General features: G+C 40.3%; 18 protein-coding genes. 2 read left to right on the top strand and 16 right to left on the bottom strand.

Features of this window, described 5'->3' with window-relative positions:
- Positions 1-100: 100 nt before the first annotated feature.
- The 15 genes from WYK_RS10905 to WYK_RS10830 form a co-directional block, all read right to left on the bottom strand.
- On the bottom strand, positions 101-958 hold the full coding sequence (locus WYK_RS10905) for a glycosyltransferase family 2 protein (RefSeq protein ID WP_051387446.1): 858 nt from the start codon (positions 956-958) through the stop codon (positions 101-103).
- Positions 959-1,056: 98 nt separating this feature from the next.
- A complete protein-coding gene (locus tag WYK_RS10900) occupies positions 1,057-2,712 on the bottom strand; it encodes a flagellin N-terminal helical domain-containing protein (protein WP_040374528.1) in 1,656 nt (551 codons plus the stop codon).
- Positions 2,713-2,865: 153 nt separating this feature from the next.
- Positions 2,866-3,102: a carbon storage regulator CsrA gene (gene csrA, locus WYK_RS10895; protein WP_040374527.1), complete on the bottom strand. Its 237-nt coding sequence runs from the start codon at positions 3,100-3,102 to the stop codon at positions 2,866-2,868.
- Complete coding sequence (gene fliW, locus WYK_RS10890; RefSeq protein WP_040374526.1) at positions 3,103-3,537, bottom strand: flagellar assembly protein FliW; 435 nt, start codon at positions 3,535-3,537, stop codon at positions 3,103-3,105.
- 115 nt (positions 3,538-3,652) lie between these two features.
- Positions 3,653-4,210 (bottom strand): DUF6470 family protein, encoded by a 558-nt coding sequence (locus WYK_RS10885; RefSeq protein ID WP_040374525.1) that lies wholly within the window; start codon positions 4,208-4,210, stop codon positions 3,653-3,655.
- Positions 4,211-4,255: 45 nt separating this feature from the next.
- Positions 4,256-5,119: a flagellar hook-associated protein FlgL gene (gene flgL, locus WYK_RS10880; RefSeq protein WP_040374524.1), complete on the bottom strand. Its 864-nt coding sequence runs from the start codon at positions 5,117-5,119 to the stop codon at positions 4,256-4,258.
- Between the two features lie 13 nt (positions 5,120-5,132).
- Positions 5,133-6,704, bottom strand: coding sequence for a flagellar hook-associated protein FlgK (gene flgK, locus WYK_RS10875; RefSeq protein WP_040374523.1), 1,572 nt, complete (start codon positions 6,702-6,704; stop codon positions 5,133-5,135).
- A gap of 24 nt (positions 6,705-6,728) precedes the next feature.
- Positions 6,729-7,214, bottom strand: a complete 486-nt coding sequence (locus tag WYK_RS10870) for a flagellar protein FlgN (protein WP_040374522.1) — start codon at positions 7,212-7,214, stop codon at positions 6,729-6,731.
- 81 nt (positions 7,215-7,295) lie between these two features.
- Positions 7,296-7,559 carry a flagellar biosynthesis anti-sigma factor FlgM gene (flgM, locus tag WYK_RS10865; RefSeq protein WP_040374521.1) on the bottom strand — a complete coding sequence of 88 codons (264 nt, stop codon included), beginning with the start codon at positions 7,557-7,559 and terminating at the stop codon, positions 7,296-7,298.
- Between the two features lie 340 nt (positions 7,560-7,899).
- Positions 7,900-8,325 carry a TIGR03826 family flagellar region protein gene (locus WYK_RS10860; RefSeq protein ID WP_040374520.1) on the bottom strand — a complete coding sequence of 142 codons (426 nt, stop codon included), beginning with the start codon at positions 8,323-8,325 and terminating at the stop codon, positions 7,900-7,902.
- Between the two features lie 87 nt (positions 8,326-8,412).
- Complete coding sequence (locus WYK_RS10855; RefSeq protein WP_040374519.1) at positions 8,413-9,105, bottom strand: ComF family protein; 693 nt, start codon at positions 9,103-9,105, stop codon at positions 8,413-8,415.
- Complete coding sequence (locus WYK_RS10850) at positions 9,095-10,519, bottom strand: DEAD/DEAH box helicase (RefSeq protein ID WP_051387445.1); 1,425 nt, start codon at positions 10,517-10,519, stop codon at positions 9,095-9,097. The genes WYK_RS10855 and WYK_RS10850 overlap by 11 nt, the downstream gene beginning before the upstream one ends.
- Positions 10,520-11,357: 838 nt before the next feature.
- A complete protein-coding gene (locus WYK_RS10840; protein ID WP_040374517.1) occupies positions 11,358-12,206 on the bottom strand; it encodes a DegV family protein in 849 nt (282 codons plus the stop codon).
- 164 nt (positions 12,207-12,370) lie between these two features.
- Complete coding sequence (locus tag WYK_RS10835) at positions 12,371-13,051, bottom strand: response regulator (protein WP_040374516.1); 681 nt, start codon at positions 13,049-13,051, stop codon at positions 12,371-12,373.
- A gap of 37 nt (positions 13,052-13,088) precedes the next feature.
- Complete coding sequence (locus WYK_RS10830; protein ID WP_040374515.1) at positions 13,089-14,237, bottom strand: sensor histidine kinase; 1,149 nt, start codon at positions 14,235-14,237, stop codon at positions 13,089-13,091.
- 681 nt (positions 14,238-14,918) lie between these two features.
- Between WYK_RS10830 and WYK_RS10825 the strand changes: the two genes are divergently transcribed.
- Together WYK_RS10825 and WYK_RS10820 are read left to right on the top strand one after the other, a co-directional pair.
- The gene (locus tag WYK_RS10825; protein ID WP_040374514.1) at positions 14,919-15,554 is read left to right on the top strand and encodes a YigZ family protein; all 636 of its coding nucleotides are present in this window, start codon (positions 14,919-14,921) and stop codon (positions 15,552-15,554) included.
- Positions 15,555-15,762: 208 nt separating this feature from the next.
- Entirely contained in the window at positions 15,763-16,776 is a 1,014-nt protein-coding gene (locus WYK_RS10820; RefSeq protein ID WP_040374513.1) for an LCP family protein, read from the top strand.
- Here WYK_RS10820 and WYK_RS10815 read toward each other — a convergent pair.
- Entirely contained in the window at positions 16,773-16,973 is a 201-nt protein-coding gene (locus WYK_RS10815) for a hypothetical protein (RefSeq protein WP_040374512.1), read from the bottom strand. The two genes, WYK_RS10820 and WYK_RS10815, sit on opposite strands and share 4 nt — an antisense overlap.
- Positions 16,974-17,153 lie beyond the last annotated feature (180 nt).

Here is a 17,153-nt window from a genome sequence, read left to right as displayed (position 1 = left end):
AAAGCAAGTGACTCAAAATTATAATCATAACTACTAAATTTGCTTAAACTGATTTCAATATAATCTATAGCCTGATCATATTTGCCTAATTGATAGAGTTTTATCCCCATATAGTAGTCGAAATCTGGACAATCTCTATCAAACACAACTGCGTCATTGTATCCTTTTTAAGTGTCTCTAAATCATAGGTGGGTCTACACATGCAAGATAATAGATTTGAATATATTTTATATAAAAGTGTCTTATTCTTGTTATTAATGAACTCTTTTGCCTGGATTAAATAAGGAACAGCTTCTTCAAATTTCTGATTTAACATTAAAGACTCAGCAATATACACATAGGTTGTTGAATTATTAGGTCGTCTTTCTAGCTCTTTAAATAAAAGACTTAAATTACGTTTGCTTTTATCTTTTCTTTCTATTTCTTCCCTTGAGTATCCTGTATGGTAAACAGTAAGGCTTTCAGAGGCATCTAGAGAGTATAGGGGTCTATTCTGATTAGACTGAATCACTTCATGAATTGCTCCTACATATCTTATATTCTTAAGGTTTTTAAATACTCTAATTGTATTTGTTACACTTTGAATAATTTTCCTATCAGGATGGGGTGTGTAGTTTATTAATTTAGAAATAATGCACTCTGTTTTCTCATTATCTGCTATGCTAACTAGATTTTTTAAAACTAGACTTTGCTCCGGTTCTATATATTCATCAGCATCTAAAAATAGTATCCAATCTCCTTTAGCCTTGGAAATAGCATAATTTCTCGCAGCAGAAAAATCATCAATCCATTTAAAATCATAAACCTTCGCTCCCGAATTCTTGGCTAATTCAACCGTTCTATCAGTAGAACCTGTGTCCACAACTATTTTCTCGAAAAGAATTCCATTGACAGACTCCAAGCATTTCTTAATGTTTTTTTCTTCATTTTTTGTAATTACACATAGGGATAATAGCATATTATTCTCCTTTTGATAGACACTTATTGAATTAAACAAGAAATCAATACAAATTAAAAGGGAGTGGCTAACCACTCCCTTTTAATCTTTAAATAATTTTAACGAAGTAATTGAAGTACGCCTTGTGGCTGTTGGTTAGCTTGGGCCAACATAGCTTGAGCCGCTTGTGAAAGAATTGAGTTCTTCGTTTGGTTCATCATTTCTTTAGCCATGTCTACGTCACGAATACGAGACTCAGCAGCAGTTAAGTTTTCAGCAGATGTACCTAAGTTATTGATAGTGTGTTCTAAACGATTTTGAACAGCACCTAGCTTACCCCGTTCTGCAGACACAGAAGCGATAGCTTTGTCAATTACATCAATAGATTTTGAAGCATTTTCTTTTGTTGAGATATTCAAAGCAGCTTCTGCCTTGATATCATTCGTACCATTTGTCACTGAGTTAGAAGCAGTAAACCCAGCTTGACCAGCATTCCCGGTAATACCAATAGCAGCTGAACGCATATCACTAACAGTTAAAGACATACTTTGGCCTGTATTGGCACCGATTTGGAATTTAGTAGAGAATCCAGATCCTTCAGCACCAGGTCCTACTACTTGTTGAACGTTTTTGATTTTATCAGTTGCAACAGTAATACCAAAAGAAGAATTTAATGGAGTACCAGTTCCGTCTATTAATGAAATATCTTTACCTGTTTCAGATATAAATTGTAGTTTATCATCTTTAGATATAGAAGCAGTCACTTTATCAGATAATCCAGCTTTTTGAAGAGCTGCATTTAAATCTTTCACTAAATCTTCAGTAGCAGCTTTAGCTACATTTACATCTGTGTTTTGTGTGTCATATGTTTTAGCATTAGGTCCAAGATCAACTTCCACTGCACTTTCTGAACCTACAGTAATTTTAAAAGTAGAATTTGCAGCAATTGTCCTATCAGAAGCAGTTAGTTTAGCTGCAGCTTCGATACCAGCTCTTTCCATAGTTGTAGGTGAACCAACAGTTGCTGCTTGTGTAGCCCCTAAACCAATTCCTGCTTCTACAGATTGGCTAAATTCAATTACACTATTACTACCTTCTGATTTAGCTTCAAATCCTAGACCAGTAGTACCAACTGTGATATCTACTAAATCAGACAATTTAGTACCACCTGAAGTAACGTTTCCGAGTTGTGTTGCTGTAGCAGCATCTTTACCTGTAGTAACAAGTCCACCTAAATCGAATGTCTTGCCGTCAACTTTAATGAATGTACCAGCTGCTAGAGTACCACCAGTAACAGCTCCTAGTTCGATTTTTGCACTAGCAGCTTGTGTTATTTTAGCTCCGTCATTAGAACCAATACCACCGTTTAATAGTTTTTGTGTATTAAACTCCGTTGTATTACCAATACGGTTAATTTCAGAAGTTAATTGGTTTAACTCATCTTGCATAGATGTACGGTCAGCATCAGTTGCAGTTCCATTTGCCGATTGGTTTGACAGTTCACGCATGCGTTGAAGAATATCGTGAGTTTCATTCAATGCACCTTCAGCTGTTTGAATTAAAGAGATACCATCTTGTGAGTTTCGAGAAGCCTGATCTAAACCACGAATTTGCCCACGCATTTTTTCGGAGATTGCTAAACCTGCTGCATCGTCTCCAGCTTTATTGATACGAAGACCTGAAGCTAGTTTCTCCATTGATTTAGATTGTGCATTTGTAGCACTACCTAACTGACGATGTGTGTTAAGAGCTGCTATATTGTGATTGATAATCATTTTTGTTTCCTCCTTGAGTTTTATATCCCACGTCCATGTGGTTTATTTGGTTTGCAGCGTTGCGTCATGTGTAAGTCGGCCGCCTATACTTGATTCAACGCTACATAAGTAGTATCGGAGGAGTTGATTGTTTATTTAGCAGTTTATTGAAGTTTATTGATTTTTTTTCTTAAAATATTCACTGAGACTTGTAAGAATAGTAGATTCAGATTTCAATGCGTCACTATTTTCTTGCTGAATGGCGAGGTAGATTTCTTTGCGGTGGATTTCTACCTGCTTGGGCGCGTTGATGCCTAGTTTGATTTGTTCACCATCAACGGCGAGAACCGTGATTTCGATATTGTCGCCAATCATGATTGATTCGTTTAACTTTCTTGTCAGTACTAGCATTTATTTCGCCTCCTGATTAGGGATCAGTGGTTGGCGCATGGAGAAACTGGTGTCATTAGTGATGTATTGCTTGGCTATTCTCTTCTTGTTGTTTATAACGATTGGAGCCTGCAAGTTAGCCGTGGTTTTAGCAAACGGTTCTCTAACCGTTAGAATGGTATAGACTAAAACTTCTTCCTCAGCTTCAATCTGCAGCGATGTCAGCACTTCATCAGTAAGTTTGACATTATAGTCAGGAAATACTTCGAATGGACTTGTGATAATAAAGGCTACCTCTAGCGTTGTTACCGATTGTAATACTAGTAATGATGTATCTTCTAAAGGTAGGATCACGAATTGTGTTTCATCAAGGAATCCAGGCATGCCGTTTTCAAATGTGTATATAACTTCATTCGATATCTCAGTATCACCATGGAATTTCGTTTGAATGTTCATATAGTCAACTCATTTCATATAGTAGTTTTGAAAATAATAAAAGGAGCGAGCTCATCTTTCTGCTGCTCCTCTCTATTATGGGAAGAATATTCTCTAAAAACAATTAATTACCATTCTATACATTTACAAAATCAATTTCTAATTGGTTTTTCTCTAACACCTCTGGAGTGACTTTCCCTGGTGTGTATTCATGTATTGGCTTTTGCGTTTGGACCTGGATATTCGGCTTTTGTACCTGAACATCAATATGCAGTTGCGAAGGCTGGTAATCCGTCTTGACACTAAACGGCGACGGTACCCAGCCAATGTTGAATTGCTTTACTTCTCGTTCACTGTTTGCTTTCGCTTGATTGGCAATGGTGTTGCCTTTATATTGGATGCTTCTTAGCTGTGTTCCTTGCTGCGCTCTTCTTGCAAGGCCTGCCATCCAGTCTTGATAGCCACTTTGAGCTGCATCTTCTGTTCTTCGGAAGACACTTTTTAGATCGACATCTTCTCGGGCTTTCGTCTGGTCAATCGTTAACCGGCCTGGGGTGATCTCCATTTGGACAATCGCCTGTGGCTGTTCGATCATTTGGATGGCCTGAGGTTGTTCTATCTGCTGATTCGGTTTTTCAATATCTAAGCCGAGCTTGATAAAGGTTGATTCCATTCGGATTTGCGGAATCTGCATACGACCTTCCTCCTTTTAAAAAAGAGCTATCCTAAAAGGAGTAGCTCATCGTAAAAAGTCCAACAGTGATGGTTGGATAATTTTCGCACCGACACTAAGGGCAGCGTTATGAAGGCTTTCCTGTGTGGTAAGATTAAGGATTGCTTTTTCAATATCAATGTCTTCGTTTTTCGACAGGATTTCCGTCGCAAAGACTTCTTGCTGCTTCAAACGATCACTCATCAGGTCCACGCGGTTCTGACGGGCGCCTACCTGAGCTTGTACCGAGAGAAATAGATCAATCGTTTCGTCTAAATCCTTAAGTCTTTCGTCGATGGTATCTTCATTATTATTCAAGGCATCAATCGTCTTCTGCATACTACCATCGTCGCCAAGCGTGTCCCCAAAAAGGGCTTGTCCATTGGTATTCACCTGAATGGAAATACCTGAGAATACCTCTAGCTTAATTTCGCCTTCCCCATATACGCCACTTTCAGACGGCTTTACATTCGTATTACTTCCATTAAAAATATACTTCCCGCCAAGCTGGGTGTCTCCGAGGTCCTTTAAATGTTCTTTAATTTGAACCAATTCTTCCGAAATTGTCTTCCGTTGCTCGGCTGTGAGAGTGCCGGTGCTTGCTTGGACAGTTAATTCACGAGCGCGCTGCAGGGCAGAAATCCCTTCAGATAGTGTTGAATCAGTTGTATCTACCCAGTTAGTCGCTTCACCAATATTACGGCTATATTGCTCAATTTGATTTAATTCCGTCCGGTATCCCATGCCGAGCATTGCGGCAACTGGATCATCCGACGGCTTGGTGTATTTTTTCTGGGTGTTAATTTGATCTTGCAGCTTGGCTAGTCGTTCATAGCTTTTACTAAGATTGTTGACCATGTTATTAGAAAGCATGGATTGTGTTACCCGCATATCTATTCACTCCTTATCGTCCGCCTGTACCCAGTCCGTTAATTATTTTATCGAGCATTTCATCTACCATGGTAACCATGCGTGCTGCCGCATTGTAGGATTGTTGGAATTTAATCATATCTGTCATTTCTTCATCCAGTGACACCGCGCTGACTGACTGACGATTCTTTTCAACCGATTCAGCAAGGGTGATTGAATTTGATAAATCTTTTTGTGCACCCTGTGAGACAACCCCGAGTTTGCCAATAACACCTGCATAAAAGGAATCAAGACTGCCTGTCAACCCTTCAGGTAAAGTTTTGTCCTTGTAGTAATTATACTCACTAAAGTTCTTTGACTTTAAATCTGCCAAATCTTTTGCATTTTGATTATCTCCAGATGCTCCAGATTTCCCGGCTGCAATAAGTGACGGTTTATCTAAAATTTCTTTTTTGACAGCAATTGTTTTAGCCGCGTTTCCAGCTTCAAAGGTAAAAAAGTTCTCACCTGATACTGTCGTTTCTCCCAAGGCATAACCTGCAGCATGAATCCTATTAAACTCATTTGCAAAGGCCTCAGTCATATTATTCAAGTTCTTCAGCATATCTGGATAGATTCCTTGAACGGTAGCTACTCCATCAACCATGCTGGTATAACCATGGCTCTCTATCAGACCAGCAAGTTGTCCAGAAAACTTATATTCTGAGATTTCTTGAGCACCAAATTTCACGCCAGTCACCATAGCTGGATCTTTATCTTTTTCATAGGTCACTTCAACCTTTGTCGTTCCAAGCATTCCTGTTTTATCCGCACCAACCAGTGTAATTGGAGGTGTATAGGATTTTCCGTCATTGGCAATGACTTCTATATTATAGAGGCCCTCAGCAAAGTCCTTGGCGATTCCGTAGTTTTCTGGCTGCACTTTTGTCACCTTGATATTAATTAATCCCGACAACTCATCTACCAGCAGATCTCGCTGATCATATAAATCATTTGGCAGATAGCCATGCGGCTCAATGCTGGATATTTCTTTGTTTAACTTTTCAATGTTACCAACCAGTGTATTGATTTGCTCAGCTGTAACTGTAATTTGATCCTTACTATCAGCTTGAACAGAGGTAAGCGAATTATAGTAATAATTCAACGTATCTGCAACAGTCTGCCCGCTTGCAGCAGCCACCTCTCTTGCTCCTGAATTATCCGTATTGCTGGTTAAGTCCTGCAAGGAATTCCAAAACTTCGACAGCACGCCTTGAAGACCGCTGCTTCCTGATTCGTCCATAATCCCTTCAATTTTACCCAGTGATTCACTCATGGATCCATAATAGCCAATCTTATGATTCTGACCGCGGTATTGAGCATCAAGAAAGCTTTCTCTGATACGTTGAACGGAATCAGCTTGTACACCTGTTCCAATTTGGCCAGGGATCATTGGATTATTCATCCCAACACCCGGGAAAGAGGTAGTTTGTGATAAATTAACTCGTTGACGTGTATATCCAGGGGTATTCGCATTCGCGACGTTTTGTCCCGTTGTATAAAGTGCACTTTGCGCGGTCGACATCGCCCGTTTTGCTGTTTCTAATCCCATAAAACTTGATATCATGTTCAGGCCTCCGTTTCATGTAATTTATGCTTTTGAATCAAACATACTACGCGAGCCCCGGTTGGATGGCTGCGGTACGGGCTTATCATAATTGAAATCCTGCTGTGCCGGCCTGAACATATCAAGCGAAACATTGACAAACTGCAGAGATTGATAGATTAATTGCTGGTTAAGCTGATTCTCTTCCCTCAGACTTTTCACTTCGAGCAGCAGTTTGTCCTTTACTGTCTCAAGCTGTTTACGCTCTGAATCATCAGCCAAGTCAATAAGCTCTGTCAACGTGGCCGTTTCATTAGCCATGTTCTTACTTGTGAGAAAATCTTTGACGGCACTCGCACGCTCTTTTTCACTCTGCTCTATGGCCTTTAGGTGCTTTTGTTCATCAATCAACAGTTTACTAAGAGCATCCGTATCATTTTCGGTAATGAGTTCTCTTTTTTTCCTTGCGAGACTGTTTAAGCTCTGATGAAGCGTAAGCAGCTTCTCCAATGAGCGATATATTGCTGACATGCGATCCCTCTCCTGCTATATCGTTTACAAACGTACGGACGGCTGTTCCTTGTCAGGTCAAGTCCGTCCGTTTGTTACGTCTTATTTATTTGAGTAAAAATCTAAAATGCTTTTCGCTGTGTCACTTGCGTTCAACTTATATGTACCATTTTCAATTTGGCTTTTCAGTTCATCTAACTTGCTTTGGCGTTGAGCAGAGATCTGTGATACTTGCTGCATTTCCTTAGCTGATGCTGAAATTTCCACCTTGTCTTTTGGCAGAGCATTTGTTTTTATTGTTTCTACTTTGTTGACTTGTCGATTGTAAGGGTTTACCCCTGAAGTACCTATTGGATTTATTTTCATTTCGTAACCCTCTCCTTCAGCCGATTTGTTAACTCTCTATTACTAGTATCGGCCATCATTTTATTTTTTCAATGAAAACAACACATTTTTTTGTTGACAACTTTTTCACACTTTTGTCGAAAATAGGACTTTATTCTTAGTGACCTACACGCCCGACAGGTATGGGTTATTGATGATTTTTTCAATTTTGCCTACTATATTTACCAGTAAAAGGAATTGTTATTTATTAAAAACAGTTACTTTTCCCTATCCATCAGTCCTCGATTAAACAGGATAAAACTCATTTCATTTTGCATATCTATATCCATTGTCCTATACCCATAAAAAAACAGCAGGAAGCCTATTCCTGCTGTTTTTTTATATTCTTAGTATAGTATGTCGATTTTGTACTATTTTCGGTCATTTCCAGACGGCGTTCTTCTTCTTTTTCAAACGTTTGAAGTTCCTTACTAAAATTTTCGGTGCATTTTTTGCACAATCTACCTTCGTTAATCGGCTGGCCGCATTGCTCGCATGGGATTCCCAAATTAGGAAATTGCGCCAAACGTAGCTTTCCTGACTTCACGTACCTGATAATCAAGTCCTCATCTACTTCAGTAGCCTCGACAACTTGCGCCATCGTAGCCGTCCGATTAACGCGTTTACGGATAAATTGATATACCTTTTCAAATTGAGCTTCTTCTTCTCTAAAACAGGTATCACACACCAGACGAAACGTTGTTTTATTAAAAAGAGCATTACATTTCGGGCAGTTATCTATTCCCATGATGATTCACCTCTTCGTACAAAATAGTGCTACACCCTCTATATCGAACGTTACGAATAAATGTAAAGTCGAAGAATCAAGAATTTTTCATCTTGCCAGCGTCAGCGACTTTATCTCTTCCGCACCAGCAAGCTTTAAAACCTTCGCGGCTTGCCTAAGCGTGGAACCAGTTGTATAAATGTCATCTAGTAATAAAATCTGCTTTCCCTGGACTTCTTCCGAACACAATTGAAAGACTTGTTGCGCATGGATGCGTTCATGACGCGACTTTTTCGACTGCTTTTCAGAATGTGTCCGCATTAAAAGCTCCTGACATGAATAGCCGGCCATTTGCGCCAGCCCTTTCGCCTGATTAAACCCCCGTTCCCTTAGCCTTTCCGCACTAAGTGGAATCGGGACGAGACAGTCAAATTCCAGCTCAGCCAAGTATTGCTTCAGATACGGCGCAAAGGCACCAGCAATCGCATAGTCACCACGGTATTTATATTTCGCGATGATTTCTTTGAGAAAGTCATTATAGATAAATAGAGAATGGTTACTGCTAAGACAGCCGCTCCAGGTTGAATCATGCTCCCAGCGGATGCAGTCATAACACACAGAATCCTGCGAATCAGCTAAAGTTCTTGAACAGGTTCGACATCTGTCACCGGTAATACGTTCAAATTTAGTGTTACATGTTTCACAACAAACTTTTTCAGTCACTTTTAAAAAGACACTTTTCCAAGATAACTCCTGACGCATTTCTTCATTACAAAGCAGGCATAGTTGATTAGAGAACATCCAGCAGCCCCCGCTTATGCGCTTCTTCGTTCATCCGTTTGATATGAGAAACAGCCTCAACCATATCCTTGCTTTTTCCGTAATGAAAAAAAGTCACGTTACCGCGGTAATGGTCCTTGCTGCGGCCAACGCGGCCGGCAATCTGAACGAGCCCACTTTCAGAAAAGACATCATGCTCTGCCCCAATGATCGCCACCTCAAGCCTATGGATGGTGACACCCCGCTCAAGGATGGTCGTGGTCAGTAACCCTGGAAATTCTCCATGACGGAGTGCCATCACCTTTTCCTTCCTGTTCGGATCAGCAGAATAGACGGACTGAAGGTGTGGATGCAGTTGTTGAAAAAGTGGTAAGCAGCTGTCCATGACAGCGATGCTCGGAAAGAAGAGTAAAATAGGGATGTTTTGTTGGAGCCGCTGCAGCGTCCAGCGCTTCAACTCAGGGTGAAGTTTTCCCTGCTGCAGCTGCTTCTGCCAATTGCCGCCCCATTTTAATTCAGGAACCGGGATGGGTCGACGGTGAAAGCGGGCCGGAATTTTCACCGCAGAAAGCTTGCCGCTTCTGTAGTCGTGCTGCATCTTTTTTGAAGGAGTGGCTGTTAGATAAATGGTTGAGGATTTGGCTTTCTTTGCTTTACTGACAGCATATTGAAGCGAGGCGTCTGCGGAATAAGGGAAAGCATCAACTTCATCAATAATGATGACATCAAAGGCACGTTCGAAGCGGAATAGTTGGTGTGTGGTGGAGACAACCAGAGGCGATTGCTTATGTCGTTCCTCACTCCCGCCATAAAGAGCGGCCACATCTATATGAGGAAACGCAGCTTTTAACCTTGGCGCCAATTCAAGAACGACATCCGTACGCGGTGTGGCGATGCAGATTCGTTTTCCCATGGTTAGTGCACTTTCTATGCCACGAAAAAGCACCTCTGTTTTCCCGGCACCGCAGACAGCCCAAACCAGTAGCTCAGCATTAGCTGCAATTGAAGTGACCACCTGGTCTGATGCCGTTTGCTGACCTTCAGATAAGGTCCCTTCCCAAGCCATGACTTTCTCTGGAATAGGATAGACCCATTCTGGCCCGCTCCAGGTATACAGCTTTGCACACTCACTAACCCGTCCCATCATGATACACGCTCGACAATAGGTACAATCCGAGTCGCACAAACTGCAGGGAAATGACGCAAAAAGCCGTTGATCAGTGGAACCGCAGCGGCCGCACAGCCACTTGCTTTTATCATGTACCACGCCAGGCTTTGCTGTTACAAACCCCTGTTGAAGATGTTCAGTTAATAATGCAGTCTCAAACGGAATTTCCAAGGCCAATAACGAGCGTCCGGATAAATGATCGTGGAGATCCTTGCTGAAGGAAAACGGGGAATGTTCAGTAGAAGAAATTTCGAGGATACTGCTCATATATTACCTCCTTTTCTACCCTAGCTATTCGACGGTAAATTAGGAAATCCTTCTTGGATGGCGGGAATCTTAATCTTGGGATTATTTTAAATGGGTTGCTTAATTTCGTCAGGCTTCATCCTCAGTTGGAGCGCTTATTGGACGGCTATGGGAAGGGTCTTACCTAAAATAGTGTATCTTATAGCATTTATATTTAGAATCCAAATTTAATGGAGAGAATTGATACACTTTCTGGACAAAACCTCTTGCAGCTCACGTTTTATCACGGGAATGGAGTCATCTTGGCGTTACTTTGAACTGGGATTCCCTTGTTTAGAGAAGGCTTCGTCCTTAGTTGGAGCGCTTTTGGGATTTTTTGTGCGCTTCAGGCCAATTCGTGTGCGAAACTTCCATTTAGATGTGCGGAACGTCAAAACAGCTGCGGGGATGGGCTTGCCCAAATGGAGTATCTAAAAAGCATCTGGTTTTAGACTCCCAATTTTACTAGAGAATGATACACTTTCTGGATTGAACCCCCTGGCCGCCAACGTTTTATGAGGGAATGGGGTCGACTCTGCGTTACTTTGAACTGTGATTCCCTTGTTTTGACCTAGCTTCGTCCTCAGTTGGAGCGCTTTTGGTGTTTTCATGTGCGCTTCAGCTCATTTTTGTGTGCGAAACTGCCATTTAGATGTGCGGAACGTCAAAACAGCCGCGGATATGGTCAAACCAAAATGGAGTATCTTATGGCAGCTGGCTTTTTACTCTTAATCGCACTAGAGAAAGAAGGCCAGTTTGTGTACACACCCCCATAAAACGCAAAAACGTCCCGCCTACTTTCAGCGGGACGTACAGTTAGTTAGCTTACTTTATACCAGCCCATGCCCATGGAGCCTTCGCCTAGGTGGGTGCCGATAACAGGACCGAAGTAGCTGATGTCGAATTCTACTTCTGGGTACTGAACCTGTAATTCGGCTTTCCATTCAATCGCCTCTGTTTCGCGCTTAGCGTGAATGATAACCGCTTTGTAATCGCCATTATCTTCTTTTATCGCTTCACCAAGCAGATCAGCAATACGTTTCATCGCTTTTTTTCGCGTGCGAATCTTTTCAAAAGGGACAATCACTTTGTCTTTGAAGTGAAGCAGCGGTTTGATTTGAAGTACACTGCCAATCAGGGCCGCAGCCGCACTCAAACGACCGCCTCGCTGTAGATGACTTAGATCATCTGCCATGAAAAAGGCATTTAACGATTTTTTGATCTCATTCATGCGTTCGATAATCACTTCTGGCTCTTTTCCGTCCAAAGCCATTTGAGCGGCTTCAAGTACATAGAAGCCTTGAACACGACAACTCAGTTCTGAATCATATGCATAAACGTCTATCCCGTCCACCAATTCTCCTGCTGTAATCGCCCCTTGGTAGGTACCGCTGATTCCACTTGAGAGGTGAATGCTGATGATGGCGTCATAGTCCTGTTTCAGTTCTTCAAATCTCTCGATAAATTGACCGGTGGAAGGCTGTGAAGTCGTTGGAAGCTTCTCTACTTTTTTCACTTCTTCATAAAATTCATCTGCCGTAATATCAACTTCTTCTCGATAAGCCTCTTTGCCGATGATAACGTTAAGCGGGACCATATGTATGTTTAATCGTTCTCTAATATCCTTAGGAATATATGCAGTACTATCCGTAACAATTGCCGTTTTCATAAACGTCTACCATCCTCATTCCCGATTTCTATTTCCCAAAAATGGGCTGACTTCTATCATAGCTGAAAATATTCCCAATTGCATTAATAAGTTTGTGGAAATACTCTCCTTATTAAGCAAAAAAAAGTGCCTTCCCACATGGAAAGGCCACCTCTATCAGTCTATTATTTCACTTCAACCCAGCCATTTTTGATTGCAAGAACAACAGCTTGAGTCCGGTCATTTACATTCATTTTTTGAAGGATGTTACTCACATGGTTTTTAACTGTTTTTTCACTTATGAACAGTGTTTCACCAATGCCGCGGTTACTTTTACCATCAGCTAAAAGCTGAAGCACTTCACATTCACGGCGCGTAAGCAGATGCAACGGCTTTCTAATTTCAGGTGCATAACGCTCGTTCCCTGAATGTTCTTCCATTGCCAGTCTGCGATATTCTTGTACCAGATTATGTGTTACCTTAGGATGCAAGTAAGAGCCGCCGTCTGCAACCACTTTAACTGCATCTACTAACGCATCTGCATCCATTTCTTTCAATAGATAGCCTTGCGCACCTGTTTTCAGTGCATGTGTTACATAGTTTTCATCATCGTGAATGGAAAGAATGATGACTTTTGTATCTGGGTAGCGTTCAATTAAAAGACGAGTTGCCTCGACTCCGTTGATCCGCGGCATATTAATATCCATGATCACTACATCTGGATGATGGGCTTCAACTAGGCTCATTGCTTCACTGCCGTCATCGCCCTCTGCTACTACGTCAAATGACGCTTCAAAATCTAAAATGCGTTTTACACCTTCACGAAAAAGTTGATGATCGTCAATTATAATAATATTTGTTTTCAAATGTGACGCCCCCTTTGTTTCCTTGGTACTTCTATTTTTAGTTTTCTTTTTTATATGGAACCTGGATACACACAAGTGTGCCTACACCAGGATGTGAATCAATCGTTAGCTCTCCTTCGAGCAGTTCAACTCGTTCACGCATACCCATTAATCCAAATGATCCCTCTTTTTGAATCGAAGAATCAAAACCGATTCCGTCATCCTTTATCATAACCATTACGAGCTCAGCAGCGATCGAAAGTTTGACTTGAATATTTTGCGGTTTTGCATGTTTAAGCGCATTCTGAATCGATTCTTGAACTAATCGGAAGAAAGCGACCTCCATGTCAGATGGTAAGCGTTTATCTTCGCCAATGTTGATAAAACTTAAACGAACACCCGTATTATAATCTTCGGTTGTTTGCAGATATTTTCTGAGGGTTGGAATCAATCCTAAATCATCCAGCGCCATCGGTCTTAAATCATAAATAATTCGGCGAACCTCATAAAGCGCGTTTCGTACCATTACTTTTAGATTACGAATCTCTGCTAACGCTTCTTCACCACTGCGTTCTCGGTATATCCGATCAATCAGATCCGAACGCATCATCACGTTAGCAAGCATTTGGGCTGGACCATCATGAATTTCACGCGAAAGCTTTTTTCGTTCTTCTTCTTGTGCCTCGATAATTTTTAAACCGAAATCTTGTTTTCTTCTAGCATCTTCAAGTGCCTCACCAACAAATTTCAAATCGCTCGTTAAGTAATTTAAGACAACAGTAGTTTGAGAAACAAGATGAGCTGCACGGTCGATCGTTTGCAATAGACTTTTTAGTCTTCTCTCAAGATCATCACGCCGATCACGAAGCTGCCTTTCTAACTGACGAGTCATTTGGAGATCTACTTGTAGTTTGTGGGCTCGTTCATAGGCATCACGAACTTGTTCTTCAGAAAACTTATCAAAGTGCATACTCACTTCAGACAAACGCTTTCTAGCAAATCTGGCTTTTGTATCCAAGATGTCACTTTCTTCAATCACATCTCCAACTCTGACGCGAATTTGCTCTAGCTCTTTTGCCATCGATTCATAATCTTTTCGGCATTGTTCTTCAATTTCAAAAATCTCATCTTTACTGCTTCCCACAGTGCTAATCATGGTTTCTAATATCATGTCCAATGCTTTAACATCGACTTTTTTCATGGACATAGAGACCCCTCCACCTGCACCAACAATTTTCACTGCATCAGTTTTTATATGTCGGTTTATGTACACTTATTTCATTCCTTTTCATCATTAGAAATGTCTCATCCTGTCTACTTGATCAGTTCTTGTCATTTCCAATATTCAACCATTACAATTTACACACTTACTATCTGAATTGTATCAAAAGAACGTACATTACATCAATTAACTAAAATATTGTTCAGCTATTTACAAAAGCGCTGTTTGTCGAATTTTCTTGTAATCGAATAGAATCTTCCTATTTTTAATCATACTAGAAAGTTCTAGTCTATTCTATTATCCTAATGCATTATGTATAAAACAAGCAAATCGAAGGATAAATCATAATTAGACGATAAAGATAATTATTTTAAATTTAACATCCATCTAAACCCTTGGTATTACTGGGTTTTCCAAGTAACTGAAGCCATATGTCGAAAAAAATTGATTGATTTTTACAGAAAATATTCTTTTAAGCATATGTAACTAAGTCAATATATATAGGAATTCTTCCATTATATCATGGGAAAATGAACATTATGTTAAGATACCAATACATAATCTTACGGTTTGATTACGAATGGTCTGAATATCAAAATTGATTTGCTCGAGTAATCCCCAAGCCTTATACTAGATGAAACAAACTGAACGGAAGGGTGACAAAGGATGCTCTCTGAGTATTTAACAGTAAAGGGAACAGCCAATCATGAAATTATCATTGATAAATCACGATTTATTGCTCATATTTCACGTACTGAGACGGAAGAAGAGGCTCAAGCATTTATCGCCTCGATTAAAAAGCTCCATAAAGATGCCACACATAATTGTTCGGCCTACTTAATCGGCGAACGTGACCAGATCCAGAAAGCCCTTGACGATGGCGAGCCAAGCGGCACAGCAGGTGTCCCGATTCTTGAGGTGATTCGCAAAAAAGGATTGAAGGATACGACTGTTGTTGTCACACGCTATTTTGGAGGAATTAAACTCGGTGCAGGCGGGCTAATTCGTGCATATAGCCGATCAGCATCTGAAGGAATTAACGCTGCCGGCATCGTTGAACGTACACTTACGAAAGTGATGAACGTTCAAATCGAGTATCATTGGCTAGGTAAGCTTGAAAATGAATTACGTGCATCAATGTATCTCATTAAAGACATTCAATATCTTGAAAAAGTTTCCATTCTTATTTTTGTAAAAGAAAGTCTAATTGAAGAATTTTCTAACTGGATTACTGAATTGACTAATGGACAAGCAGAGCTATCAGAAACGGGCACTCAATATCTAGAACAAAGTAAGGCTTAATCGCTTCCCTCTTCCTATATTCCTATCTTTAGTGTCTTTACCAGTAAACTTCCATCAAAAAAAGAAAGATTTATTTTACTCATTGAATAAATCAAGGTAGAATGTAATTCGGTATAATTTTTACCCCACAGCCGAAATATTAAACTACTTATATTCTTATACTATGAAAATGACATTCTATAGAATGACTTTTAAAGGAGAAGAAGCAATGTCTACTACAAGACGTGTATATAAAGTGAAGAAAACTAGAAGGAAAAAACGAAGAAAAGCTCTTCTATTTTTCATTCCAGTGTTAATTCTAGTTTTAGCAGCCTCTTCGTATGCAGCCGTTTTATATACGAAAGCTCAAAATATATTTGATGCATCTTATGAATCAGTTGGTACATCCTCTAAACGAGACGGTGCCGTTAATCCCATGGCAGACAATATATCAATATTGTTTATCGGTGTCGATGACAGCAGTGAACGAAATTACCAAGGTAATTCCCGTTCAGATGCTTTGATGCTGGCTACTTTCAATAAAAAACAGAAATCAATAAAGCTCGTTAGTATTCCACGTGACTCGAATGTGTATATTCCTTCACGTGATACAACATCAAAAATTAACTCAGCACATGCCTTCGGTGGACCAAAGTCAACAATTGAAACAGTTGAACACCTATTAGATGTCCCAGTTGATTATTATGTCAGAATGAACTTTAACGCCTTTATTGATGTCGTCGATGCATTAGATGGCGTTGACGTAAATGTCCCTTACGAAATTAATGAAATGGATTCTAACGATAAAAAGGGTGCGATTCACTTAGAACCTGGCCTTCAAACGCTTGATGGCGAAGAAGCCTTAGCCATTGCACGTACTCGTAAGCAGGATAGTGATATCCAGCGCGGAGAACGCCAACAAGAAATTCTCAAAGCAATTGTTGCCAAGGGAACTTCAGTCAGTGCCGTATCAAAATATACAGATGTAATTGAAGCTATTGGAGACAACATGACCACAAACCTTAAATTCAGTGAAATGAAATCATTCATTGAATACGTAACAACCGACAAAGGTCTAGATATTGAATCCGTCAAACTTGAAGGTACAGATAACACAATGAACGGAACCTACTACTATCAGTTAGACGAAACGTCCGTCGAAGAAGTTAAGCAAACACTACAGTCTCACATGAATCTTCCGAACACGACCACCACAGATGAAATAGAAACCTATTCCAATTAACAGATCACGGCTGCCCTTAAGATATGGGCAGCTTTTTTTGTATATCTTTCTCTGACATGCTTCAGCTTTGCTATAACGGGTCCACTACTACCATTCTGCCGATTCGGCTCATTAAATTTTTCTGGTTTGGCCTTTAAAAATAGAGTATCTTTCTCTTTTTCATTTGGTTTTGAAGATTTTTTCTTTTGATGACTCATTCTGGGAAAGACCTGCTTCAGCTTTGCTTCACAATTAGACTGCTAGCGGGATCCACTTCTACCATTCTGCCCGAACTGAAGTTTATTCTTCCCAAACGGACGGTGATTCTGCCCTAACTTGGTTTTATTCTTCCCTAACTCATGTTGATTCTCCCCTTAGATGATCCTGGATCTATCACT

Source organism: Peribacillus psychrosaccharolyticus ATCC 23296 (genome assembly GCF_000305495.1).
GTDB lineage: Bacteria > Bacillota > Bacilli > Bacillales > DSM-1321 > Peribacillus > Peribacillus psychrosaccharolyticus.
The sequence above is the reverse complement of the archived record's forward strand: the minus strand, read 5'-3'. Positions and strand labels throughout refer to the sequence as shown.

Bases quoted from the DNA above. Each gene is read 5' to 3' on its own strand.
- WYK_RS10905 (WP_051387446.1), bottom strand. From the start codon at position 958: ATGCTATTATCCCTATGTGTAATTACAAAAAATGAAGAAAAAAACATT.
- WYK_RS10900 (WP_040374528.1), bottom strand. From the start codon at position 2,712: ATGATTATCAATCACAATATAGCAGCTCTTAACACACATCGTCAGTTA.
- csrA (WP_040374527.1), bottom strand. From the start codon at position 3,102: ATGCTAGTACTGACAAGAAAGTTAAACGAATCAATCATGATTGGCGAC.
- fliW (WP_040374526.1), bottom strand. From the start codon at position 3,537: ATGAACATTCAAACGAAATTCCATGGTGATACTGAGATATCGAATGAA.
- WYK_RS10885 (WP_040374525.1), bottom strand. From the start codon at position 4,210: ATGCAGATTCCGCAAATCCGAATGGAATCAACCTTTATCAAGCTCGGC.
- flgL (WP_040374524.1), bottom strand. From the start codon at position 5,119: ATGCGGGTAACACAATCCATGCTTTCTAATAACATGGTCAACAATCTT.
- flgK (WP_040374523.1), bottom strand. From the start codon at position 6,704: ATGATATCAAGTTTTATGGGATTAGAAACAGCAAAACGGGCGATGTCG.
- WYK_RS10870 (WP_040374522.1), bottom strand. From the start codon at position 7,214: ATGTCAGCAATATATCGCTCATTGGAGAAGCTGCTTACGCTTCATCAG.
- flgM (WP_040374521.1), bottom strand. From the start codon at position 7,559: ATGAAAATAAATCCAATAGGTACTTCAGGGGTAAACCCTTACAATCGA.
- WYK_RS10860 (WP_040374520.1), bottom strand. From the start codon at position 8,325: ATGGGAATAGATAACTGCCCGAAATGTAATGCTCTTTTTAATAAAACA.
- WYK_RS10855 (WP_040374519.1), bottom strand. From the start codon at position 9,105: ATGTTCTCTAATCAACTATGCCTGCTTTGTAATGAAGAAATGCGTCAG.
- WYK_RS10850 (WP_051387445.1), bottom strand. From the start codon at position 10,519: ATGAGCAGTATCCTCGAAATTTCTTCTACTGAACATTCCCCGTTTTCC.
- WYK_RS10840 (WP_040374517.1), bottom strand. From the start codon at position 12,206: ATGAAAACGGCAATTGTTACGGATAGTACTGCATATATTCCTAAGGAT.
- WYK_RS10830 (WP_040374515.1), bottom strand. From the start codon at position 14,237: ATGTCCATGAAAAAAGTCGATGTTAAAGCATTGGACATGATATTAGAA.
- WYK_RS10825 (WP_040374514.1), top strand. From the start codon at position 14,919: ATGCTCTCTGAGTATTTAACAGTAAAGGGAACAGCCAATCATGAAATT.
- WYK_RS10820 (WP_040374513.1), top strand. From the start codon at position 15,763: ATGTCTACTACAAGACGTGTATATAAAGTGAAGAAAACTAGAAGGAAA.
- WYK_RS10815 (WP_040374512.1), bottom strand. From the start codon at position 16,973: ATGAGTCATCAAAAGAAAAAATCTTCAAAACCAAATGAAAAAGAGAAA.